Annotated in this window: 11 protein-coding genes; 8 read left to right on the top strand and 3 right to left on the bottom strand. The window is 65.2% G+C overall.

Annotated elements, in window-relative coordinates; translation table 11 throughout:
• On the bottom strand, positions 1–286 hold a 286-nt coding region (locus tag VEG08_08365; GenBank protein HXZ27996.1), incomplete at its 3' end, for a glyceraldehyde 3-phosphate dehydrogenase NAD-binding domain-containing protein.
• A gap of 530 nt (positions 287–816) precedes the next feature.
• On the opposite strand from VEG08_08365, the gene VEG08_08360 reads away from it, so the two are divergent.
• On the top strand, positions 817–1,521 hold the full coding sequence (locus tag VEG08_08360; protein HXZ27995.1) for a hypothetical protein: 705 nt from the start codon (positions 817–819) through the stop codon (positions 1,519–1,521).
• A gap of 170 nt (positions 1,522–1,691) precedes the next feature.
• On the opposite strand, the gene VEG08_08355 is transcribed toward VEG08_08360, so the two are convergent.
• The gene (locus tag VEG08_08355) at positions 1,692–2,099 is read right to left on the bottom strand and encodes a lysozyme inhibitor LprI family protein (protein ID HXZ27994.1); all 408 of its coding nucleotides are present in this window, start codon (positions 2,097–2,099) and stop codon (positions 1,692–1,694) included.
• A 200-nt stretch (positions 2,100–2,299) separates the two neighbouring features.
• Between VEG08_08355 and VEG08_08350 the strand changes: the two genes are divergently transcribed.
• The 7 genes from VEG08_08350 to VEG08_08320 all read left to right on the top strand — a co-directional run bounded on the left by VEG08_08350 (position 2,300) and on the right by VEG08_08320 (position 8,421).
• Positions 2,300–3,172 (top strand): AAA family ATPase, encoded by an 873-nt coding sequence (locus VEG08_08350; GenBank protein ID HXZ27993.1) that lies wholly within the window; start codon positions 2,300–2,302, stop codon positions 3,170–3,172.
• A gap of 10 nt (positions 3,173–3,182) precedes the next feature.
• Positions 3,183–3,695 carry a DUF6125 family protein gene (locus VEG08_08345; protein HXZ27992.1) on the top strand — a complete coding sequence of 171 codons (513 nt, stop codon included), beginning with the start codon at positions 3,183–3,185 and terminating at the stop codon, positions 3,693–3,695.
• Between the two features lie 7 nt (positions 3,696–3,702).
• Positions 3,703–4,743 carry an MJ1255/VC2487 family glycosyltransferase gene (locus VEG08_08340; protein ID HXZ27991.1) on the top strand — a complete coding sequence of 347 codons (1,041 nt, stop codon included), beginning with the start codon at positions 3,703–3,705 and terminating at the stop codon, positions 4,741–4,743.
• The gene (locus VEG08_08335; GenBank protein ID HXZ27990.1) at positions 4,740–5,447 is read left to right on the top strand and encodes a phosphatase PAP2 family protein; all 708 of its coding nucleotides are present in this window, start codon (positions 4,740–4,742) and stop codon (positions 5,445–5,447) included. The genes VEG08_08340 and VEG08_08335 overlap by 4 nt, the downstream gene beginning before the upstream one ends.
• 755 nt (positions 5,448–6,202) lie before the next feature.
• Entirely contained in the window at positions 6,203–7,030 is an 828-nt protein-coding gene (locus tag VEG08_08330; protein HXZ27989.1) for a hypothetical protein, read from the top strand.
• Positions 7,031–7,200: 170 nt separating this feature from the next.
• Complete coding sequence (locus VEG08_08325) at positions 7,201–7,857, top strand: hypothetical protein (protein ID HXZ27988.1); 657 nt, start codon at positions 7,201–7,203, stop codon at positions 7,855–7,857.
• 180 nt (positions 7,858–8,037) lie between these two features.
• On the top strand, positions 8,038–8,421 hold the full coding sequence (locus tag VEG08_08320; protein HXZ27987.1) for a DUF983 domain-containing protein: 384 nt from the start codon (positions 8,038–8,040) through the stop codon (positions 8,419–8,421).
• A 92-nt stretch (positions 8,422–8,513) separates the two neighbouring features.
• On the opposite strand, the gene VEG08_08315 is transcribed toward VEG08_08320, so the two are convergent.
• Positions 8,514–9,047, bottom strand: coding sequence for a hypothetical protein (locus VEG08_08315; protein HXZ27986.1), 534 nt, complete (start codon positions 9,045–9,047; stop codon positions 8,514–8,516).
• Positions 9,048–9,191: the final 144 nt, after the last annotated feature.

The raw sequence follows: 9,191 nt of genomic DNA, 5'->3' as shown, positions 1-9,191 counted from the left end.
ATTCCACCACTACCTGCACCCCCAGCGAGTTCCAGTCCAGCTTGGCCGGGTCCTTCTCGGCGAAGACGCGCATGCTGTGGCCGTCCACCTGGATCGAGTCCTGCCCGGCGCTCACCTTGTTGTGGATGTTGCCCAGGATGGAATCGTACTTGAGCAGGTGAGCGAGGGTCTTGGCGTCGGTCAGATCGTTGACGGCCACAATCTCGAGGTTGGGGTCGCCGATGGCGGTGCGATAGATGTTGCGCCCGATGCGGCCGAAGCCGTTGATGCCTACCTTGATGGCCATGAGGAATGCCTCCGTGCGGAATGAAGAAGCTGACCGGCTGCGATCGCAGCCCCCTGGGGACGAGAAAATCGTAGCATCGCGGCAATAGGGAAGCAACGCGGCCCGCTGGTTGTCACAGCCGCGGCGGACTTGGGTCACAGCAGACCCGTGTGGCACAGGCGACTCGCCTGTGCTTGTAGCGCCGCCGTCCCGGCGGCTGTGGTGGCGGGCGTCCTGCCCGCGCCACCCTAACCTCGAAAAATGTCATGCTTCCGCCGACCGAAGGGAGGCGGGAGGATCTGGCGACTCGGTTTCCTCCGCCGCTGCGGTTGCGTCCACGATGTCGTCAGATCCTCCGCTCGGCTTCGCCTCGCGAAGGATGACACCCCGCAAGGTTCCGTCACGGCGGGGCGCACCCGGGCCGGTCCCAGCCCGAAGGGCGTTTGACAATAGCCCAGGACGAAGCGCGCCTCGCGCGCAGTCCTGGGTAGCGAGCCGTTCTCGTCTCCGAGTCCCGTCAGGGACGGCACGCCGGGTGTAAGATTCGCCGCATGTTCAAGGACCTGGCCGGGCTGCTGGGCGGCGCCGTGCTCGCGCTCGCTCCCGCGCGCTACCGCCGCCGCTTCCTGGAGAGCGACGTCGACCTGCATCGCGGCGCCTTCCTGGGTGCCGTCGCCCAGCTCGTCCTCTGCCTGGGCTTCTTCATCTATGGCTACCTGCGCTTCATGCAGGAGCACATCGGCGCGCTCGCCGGCACGCTCATGCAACACGGCGCCGAGCACGCCATGGCCTCGGAGGCGGTGCAGTACGGCGCCGGCTTCCTCACCCTGGGCGAGTACCTGATCCATCCCACCACCTGGCTGCTGGCCTACTTCGCCCTGGAAGGGTTGCTGCGCGCGCTGGGCGCCGCCATCACCGGCGAGATCATCCCCACCCTGCCTTTGGCGCTGGTGGGCTGGGTGCACACCCGGCGCGACGCGCGACGCGCCGAACGCGCCCTGGGCCCGCGCATCCCCGATGAGGTCGAGCGCGCCACCGCCTACTCGCCCTGGGAGCTGCGCATCCGCTCCTGCCGTCCCAAGCCCTGGACCGCGCTCACCACCATCTCCTACGAGGACCAACTCTACGAATTGATGGCGGTGGAGGCCGGCGATCCGCCCCGCCGCTTCGTCTACCTGCTGCGCAAGAAGCCGGAGGGCAAGGTGATTCGCGGGCTGCATCACTACAGCCCGGAAGAGGTGCTCGAGAAGGAGTAATCAGGGGTCAGGAGTCAGGAGTCAGCGGGTTCCAGTCTCCTTCGTGGGCCTTCGTGATTACCTTTGTGTCCTTTGTGGTAAAGCAGCTTTCCAGCCACAAAGGGAACAAAGTTCACACAAAGCCCTCACTCCTGACTGCTGACCCCCGACTCCTGACTCCTTCGCCTTGGCTAGCTGCTGTATTGCTGTAGAAGCCCCTTGAGCGCCTCGATCTGCCGGCGCGTCAGCTTGGCGGTGAGCAGGCTCACTTCCATCAGGTACTCGGAGCCGTATTCCGCCTGCTTGTCCTTGGCGGGATACATGGCCTCGAGGTAGGCGTCGCGGTAGACCACCCACGCCTTCTCGGCGGCCTTGATCTTGGCGACCGCATCGGGATCGTCCTTCGCCGCTTTCAGAAGCTGGGCGTAGACCTGGTTGAGTTCGGCGTCTACGCGGGCGGCTTCTTCCCTGGCACAGGCATTGAGATCGGGTTGCGCCACCGCCTTCTGATTGCAAGCCGCGTATTCCTTGGACTCTTGGGCCAGACACGAAAGGGAACCCGCTGCCAGCAACACTGCCATCACCAGGTATTTCGCCACGATGCCTCCTTGGGGGATGGGGCAGTATTATGCCTGTCCAGAGCGCGTACGAGTAGTTAGGAGTTTGTGGTTAGGAGTTAGTGTTCCGCGCCCGGTGCCACGCAAACTACTAACTCCAAACTCCCAACTCCCTCTCCGAGTTTGCTCCCCGCCCGCACATCTGCTATAAGTCCCACATGCGTAAGTGGTTACGCGAGCGTATGCGACGCCGCAAAAAGAAGCAGCCCTCCGAATCGGAATCCACCGGCAAAGTCGGCCAGCCCAAGCCCGAAGGCTACACGCCGCTGCAGCCCATCTATCCCGAGGACCTGGCCGCGCTGCCGCCGCGCGAGGCCCGCCCCGCCGCGCCCGCGCGCGAAGGCCGGCCCGCTCCGCCCGCGCGCGAAGCCCGGCCCGCTCCGCCCGCGCGCGAGCCGCGCCTGCCCGCGCCCGCGCGCGAAGGCCGTCCCGCTCCGCCGCCGCGGGAAGCGCGTCCCCCGGCCCGCCCCAAGATCGTGGTGGAGACCCAGCCGGAGTCGGTCTCGGCTCCGCCCGCGGGCAAGCCTGAAGGACTGCCCCCGGGCAAGCCCGCCGCGCGCGCTCCCAAGGGCGTGGTGGTGCTGGCCATCGGCCTGCCCGGCTCCGGCAAGACCACCTGGTTCAAGCGCCGCGGTGTCACCCCGCTCTCCAGCGACACCCTGCGCACCATCCTCTTCGATTCCATCACCGAGCAGCGCTACCAGAGCCTGGTCTTCTCCACCCTGCGCTCGCTGCTGCGCGCCCGCCTCATCGCCAAGATGCCCTGGAACTACGTGGACGCCACCAACCTCTCTCCCCGCGAGCGCCGCCAGTGGATCCACATGGCCAAGGACTTCGGCTTCGAGACTCACGCCGTCTTCTTCGACGTCCCGGTGGAGGTCTGCATGGAGCGCAACCGCAAGCGCGAGCGCGTGGTCCCCGAGGACGTCATGCAGCGCATGGCCGCCAAGCTCAAGCCTCCCACCTTCGCCGAGGGCTTTTCCAAGATCACCGTGGTGCGGGTCAAGCAGAAGGCCGAGGAGCCGCACGACGCCGGCTCCTGGGAGAGTTACTGAGAGAGTCCCCGTGAACGCTTTCCACGAGATGAGCCGGGAAGAGCTGCTGCGCGCCCTGGAGATGTTTGCCAAGAACTGGCTGGCCCACGACGGCTGCTGGTTCCTGGCCGCGGAAGAGTGCTACGGCCTGGACGCCGCCATCGAACTCGACACCCGCTCCTGGGAGCGCTTCGCCGCCGCCGAGGCCCGCCGCATCCTCGGCACCTTCGCTCTCCCCGAGAACGGCGGCCTGCCCGCCCTGGAGAAGGCCCTCGGCCTTCGCCTCTACGCCCTCATCAACAACCAGCGCACGGAGTGGGCCGAGGACGGCCGCTGCCTGCGCTTCTTCATGGAAGTCTGCCGGGTACAGGAGACGCGCCGCCGCAAAGGCCTCGCTGACTTCCCCTGCCGCTCCGTCGGGCAGGTGGAGTTCGCCACCTTCGCCCGCACCATCGATCCCCGCATCCAGACCACCTGCCTGCACTGTCCTCCCGACGCCCCGGAAGGGAAGTACTGCGCCTGGGAGTTCCGCCTGGCGTCCTAGCGTCCCCATGGCGCGCATCCTCTACGGCGTGAACGGCGAGGGCTCGGGGCACTCCACCCGCGCCCGCGAAGTGCTCTCCCACCTGGTGCGCTCTGGCCACACCGTGCACGTGGTCTCGTTCGACCGCGGCCTGCGCAACCTGAAGGACGACTTCCAGGTCACCGAGATCTACGGCCTGCGCTTTGCCTACGTGAACGACCGGGTGCGCTACCGCCGCACCCTGGGCAAGAACCTGGTCACCGTGCCCCAGGCCGCGCGCAGCCTCCGCAGTCTCCTGCGCCAGGTGGACGACTGGGGCATCGAGCTGGTGATCACCGACTTCGAGCCGCTCTCCTGCCGCGTGGCCCGGCGCCGCCGCCTGCCCCTCATCTCCATCGACAACCAGCACTGCCTCACCAACGCCGAGATCTCCTACCCGCCGCAGTACCGGCGCGAGGCCGCGGCCGCCAAGCTGGTCACCCGCCTCATGACCCCGGGCGCCGGCGCCTACCTCGTCATCTCGTTCTTCCAGCCGCCGGTGCGTCGCAAGGGAACCTGGATCTTCCCGCCCATCCTGCGCCGCGAAGTGCTCGACACGCGCCCCACTTCCGGCGACCACGTGCTCGTCTACGTGACCTCGCCCTCGGCGCGCCTGGTGGAGCTGCTGCGCCGCATCCGCGGCCGCTTCCTGCTCTACGGCTTCGACCGCGAGGGCGAAGACGCCAACCTCACCTTCAAGAGGCCCAGTCTCCCCGGCTTCCTCCACGATCTGGCTTCCTGCCGCGCCGTCATCGCCAACGCCGGCTTCTCCCTGGTCTCGGAGGCGCTCCACCTGGGCAAGCCTTACCTCGCCTATCCCGTGCAGCGGCAGTTCGAGCAGGTCTTCAACGCTTACTACGTGGACAAGATGGGCTATGGCGCCTGGTGGGACGACCTCAACAAGGAGCGCATCGAGTCCTTCCTCTACAACCTGGATTCCTACCGCGAGCGCCTCGCCGGCTATCCCCGCCAGGACAACTCGGCGCTGCTGGCCCGGCTGGACTCCCTGATCGCGGAGCATCTGGGATGAGCGCCCACCCGCACTCCTTCCCGCCTCCGCTGCCCGAACCGGAGCGCGCCCCCCGGCCTCCGCGCCTGCGCACCGCGCTGCTGGCCGCGCTGGCCGCGGCGGTGCTGGCGCTCCTGCTCTTCGCCTGGCTGGCCGACGAGGTCTTCGAAGGCGACGTCGCCGCCTTCGACGCCCGCGTGCGCGACGCCGTGCACGCCTTCTCCTCGCCCGCGCTGACCGCCGTCATGCGGACGTTTTCCCTCATCGGCTACCAGGGCCTGATCGCTGCCTTCGCCGCCAGCGTCGTCATCTTCCTCCTGCTGCGCTGGCGCCGCGCCGCCCTGTGGCTGGTCTTCAGCGTAGCCGGCGCCCTGGTCCTCGACCTCGCGCTCAAGAGCGCCTACCACCGTCCCCGGCCCACGCCCTTCTTCGGTGACCTGCGCCACGACTGGAGCTTCCCCAGCGGCCACGCCCTCTTCTCCTTCTGTTTTTATGGAGTGCTGGCGGGAGTGCTGGCCGCGCGCCTGCGCTCCCCCGGGCTGAAGGTGCTGGTGTGGGCGCTGGCCGCGGCGCTGATCGCCGCCATCGGCCTCTCCCGCATCTACCTGGGCGTGCACTATCCCAGCGACGTGCTGGCGGGATATTTGGCGGCGGCGGTGTGGGTCAGCTCCCTGGTCGCCGCCGACCGCTGGCGCCGCGGCCGCAACCAAGCCGCCAAGTCATGAGGTTGTCATCCCGAGCGGGCTTCAGCCCGCGAGGGATCTGCAGTTGGGGCTTGTCATTCCGAGCGCAGCGAGGAATCTCGGTCTTCCGATCACCCGATCTCCCGATCACCCGATGGATTCTGTCATGACTGACGTCTGACGTCCGGCGTCTGCTTTCCTGTCAAGCCCCCCAAACGCCTCGATTCCCCGCAAGCCCCTGAGCCGGCGACAAATATAAAGTCCCTCTGCCTGTCGGGTTTGCCCCCTCCGTTGTGCCATACTGGAATTAGAGAGTAGGGAAACGCGCGGGCCCCTGTGCCCGCGCGTTTCCTCTTTCGGCCTCTACCTCTGCGCTTGTCATCCCGAGCGGGCTTTCAGCCCGCGAGGGATCTGCAGTTGCCGTTCTCAGCCTGCCCTGAGCGCAGCCGAAGGGACCAACGACTAACGGCCAACGACTCCTCCAATGTCCCGCCGCCCCGCCACGTGCCCCCGCGGCGGCGAGGAGTGTGCTCGGGCGACCAACCAGAGTCCACGGCCCGTTAACGACCAACGACTAACGACCAACGACTCTTCCCGCCGACGACTCTCCTCCAAGCAGCGAGGGAATCCCTATGGTTGGACCAAATTGACGTCACGCCTCCCACCCTTCGCAAGAAGGGCGAAGGATGGGGCACCCGGCGGGAAGTATAATTCGGTGAGCACGTCGCGCCATTCCTGCCCCGCCGCACACCGCCAGTCCAGCTCATGAGTGCGAGGGTTTCAGAAGGTCCTGACCGATGGGTAAGACAAGGAAACGTTCAAGAAAGAAAGAATTACTGGGCCTTGCTTTCGACGTCGTTCTTGCTGCGGTTCCTGCCGTTGCCCCGATTCCTGCGATTGCCCGGTGGATCATTTGGTTTGCGTGCTTCGTCGGATTCCTCGTGATCGTTCAGCTTCTGATTGATCCGGTGAATCGTGTCGAGCTGAAATGGAGGGTGGTCGCTACGGGTCTGTTGGCAGTCACGTTTGTGGCGGGTTTGTGGCCAACGGCCTACTCTCAGTGGCGGCAGGAAATGGCGCGTCAAACGTGGGGCAAATTGGTGGCCACGGAAGAGTTGCCAGACGTTCCGCCGGGGCACTATCAGATTCAAATAGGCACTGTAGGAGCCAAGTTCAATTTTCCCAGCTCCAAGCATGACCCCTGGCAGATTTTCGGGGATACATTGACCTTCGGTGGCGACGATAACGGCGATGTCCTTTTCTCAACAGTGATAAGAGACCGGGTAACCGGGAATCGGATAGTAGAAATCGACAGAAACGTGTGGCACGTGTCCAATCAGCAGAATGTCTGCTGGGACAAGAACTATTCGCGGAGCGTACTCGAAGTGTTGGACGGGAGAGGCAACGTCGTGTTGCAGGTTAGGCTTTTCAAGAACGGTGTGCAGCTCCAAGGGGAATGGCACGACGACAAGGGGGATGGGTTGAGACTCGTGCAGTATGGGCCACAGGGCCCGCAATCCGCGGTGTATCGTTTCGTAGTCGGGCAGGAAGACCCTGCCCTCCCAGATATCACCAGGTCATTTAGATACCCTAGCGACGAATTCTGGAGTGAGCAGACGCATTAACGGCGGGTCAGCAGTCAAGCCGCCGGGGGCGGCAGGCGCCTCGTACGGACGACTGAGAGCGCGGGGAAGCGCTGCGTGCGTTGCCTGCAGAGTGGAGGCCCACCAGACGAGCGGTGGGCCCGGGCCCCTGCCGGTCAATCCCCGCCATATCTCAATGGGCTGAAGAGACCATGGCCAAAAAGAGGCTTCAGAGACCAAAGGACGAACTTAAACGAGAGCTCGTGGAGCAACTAACGCTGTTGCGTAATGCTTGCCAGGGTTTTGATGAAGGGTTCGAAGCACTGGGTAAGCATATCGCTCTGGTTCTCAGGGTGCTCGTGCATGAGCACGGTCAATCTCGTGCATTGCTTGCTCAACTGAATATCAGGCCCGCCCGTTTTGTTGATTCAGCCGGTCCCCTGAACCCAAGAAACGTACTGAGCGAGTGCAACCTGGTCATGCAGAAATTCGGGGCCTCGGGAGGCCAGTACCTTCCGGTGATGGATCCCCCAATCCCCATGCGCCCCATACCCTTTGCGGACTGGTGGAACAACCCGGTTCTGAAGGATAAAGGCGGACGGGCCTTCTCTCGGGGCGAGCTTGTGCTTCACGTCTGCGACACCGATGGTGGGGCTCACGTTGATCCAGAGCTCGATGAGGCGTACATGGCGCTGTCTCGCGCCAATTCCCTTGGTTGGCAATTCTCGAACGGTAGTATCGTCAAAGCCCTCAATGGCCGTCCCGAGCTTGCCTGCATGCGGCAGATTGCCCATGAAGTTCTGACTACGATATGTCAGTTTGTCCCAGAATTCAGCGCACATGCCCAGCCAGTTATCCCGAAGCGCTGAAATAGCAGGCAGCGACCTCGAGTTCACCCTGCGGGCAAATGTGGGCTACCCCACCCACCCAAGCCAGAACCGGGTTTGAGTGGGGCACCCGAGGACCTCGAAAGCCGGCCACGGAGGCCGACGACCGAGAGCCGACGGCCGACGACCAACGACTGCTCCTGCTGCGATAGACTTGCTTCCATGCCGGCCGCGCGCGCAGAGAGACTCACGGGCTTCCAGGCCATCCGCCGCGGGCTCTGTCCGCGCTACCGCCAGGGTCCCATCTTCCGCGGTTCCTTCTACTTCCGCTTCCCCAAGATGCACGAGCGCTGCCCCGTCTGCGCCCTCAAATACGAGCGCGAGCAGGGATACTTCCTGGGCGCCATGTACTTCAGCTATGCCCTGGGCATCGTCATCCTGGCCGCCTTCATGGCCCTGTTCTGGTGGCTGACCGGGTGGAAGCTGGAATGGTTGCTGCTGGCCGCCTTCGTGCTCTTCCTGCCCTTCGTCCCCTTCGTTACTCTCTTCTCGCGCGTGCTCTGGATCCACTTCGACCGGGGCGTCGACCCGGAGGACATCGGGTGATCGGGAGATCGGGTGATGAGGGCTCGTTCTTAGCCTGCCCTGACGCGCAAGCCGGAGCGACCGACGTCTGACGTCCGACGTCTGGTGTCTGCTCAGTCGGGATCGTAGACCACGCTGCGGAAGCCCATGCGGCGGGCTTCCTCCTGCATCTGCTCGAGGTCGCGCTGGGCCTGGTCGCGCTGCGCCTGCACCCGGTCGCGCTCCAGCAGCAGCACCTGCGGAGTCTGGCACCAGGTCTGGTAGGGATTGTAGACGCCGTAGGTGTTGCAGGTGGTGCCCAGGTTGGCGTTGTTCCACTCGTCGAGCTGGCGCTGGAGGTCGGCGAGGCGGGCGTCGAGGGCGCGCAGCTTCTGCTTCTGCGCCAGCACCGCGGAACGCACCTCCTCGGCGGAGGGCTTCTTCGACTGCGCGGCGGGCGGCCCCTTCTCCTGGGTGGATGGGGAAGGGATGGTCTCGGGCAGGGTGGCGGGGAAGTCGTCGTTGGTGTAGACGCGCGGCGCAGGGCGCGCGCTGCTCTTGCGCGCCTGCTCTTGCCGCGCCGCCTCCGCCACCGATTGCCCGAAGCCGGAGGCGGCCAGTACGCCGCTCAGCGCTGCCAGCAGGCCGACCTGGAGCCACGCCCGCATACACGTATTGTAACCCCCGCTCACCCGCGCAGTTGCGCCCCGGGTTCTTTATGTCCTTCGTGTCCTTCGTGGTGAAGCTTTTTATGATCTCACCACAAAGGACACAAAGGCCGCACGAAGGTTGCGTCCGACCCCTGACCCCTG

It is taken from the genome of Terriglobales bacterium, from assembly GCA_035624475.1.
GTDB lineage: Bacteria > Acidobacteriota > Terriglobia > Terriglobales > Acidobacteriaceae > DASPRL01.
This window is presented reverse-complemented; position numbering and strand designations above follow the sequence as displayed.

What these genes read in the sequence shown, in the direction of transcription:
- VEG08_08360 (HXZ27995.1), top strand. Translation starts at nt 817, where the DNA reads ATGTTCAAGGACCTGGCCGGGCTGCTGGGCGGCGCCGTGCTCGCGCTC.
- VEG08_08350 (HXZ27993.1), top strand. Translation starts at nt 2,300, where the DNA reads ATGCGACGCCGCAAAAAGAAGCAGCCCTCCGAATCGGAATCCACCGGC.
- VEG08_08340 (HXZ27991.1), top strand. Translation starts at nt 3,703, where the DNA reads ATGGCGCGCATCCTCTACGGCGTGAACGGCGAGGGCTCGGGGCACTCC.
- VEG08_08335 (HXZ27990.1), top strand. Translation starts at nt 4,740, where the DNA reads ATGAGCGCCCACCCGCACTCCTTCCCGCCTCCGCTGCCCGAACCGGAG.
- VEG08_08330 (HXZ27989.1), top strand. Translation starts at nt 6,203, where the DNA reads ATGGGTAAGACAAGGAAACGTTCAAGAAAGAAAGAATTACTGGGCCTT.
- VEG08_08325 (HXZ27988.1), top strand. Translation starts at nt 7,201, where the DNA reads ATGGCCAAAAAGAGGCTTCAGAGACCAAAGGACGAACTTAAACGAGAG.
- VEG08_08320 (HXZ27987.1), top strand. Translation starts at nt 8,038, where the DNA reads ATGCCGGCCGCGCGCGCAGAGAGACTCACGGGCTTCCAGGCCATCCGC.
- VEG08_08315 (HXZ27986.1), bottom strand. Translation starts at nt 9,047, where the DNA reads ATGCGGGCGTGGCTCCAGGTCGGCCTGCTGGCAGCGCTGAGCGGCGTA.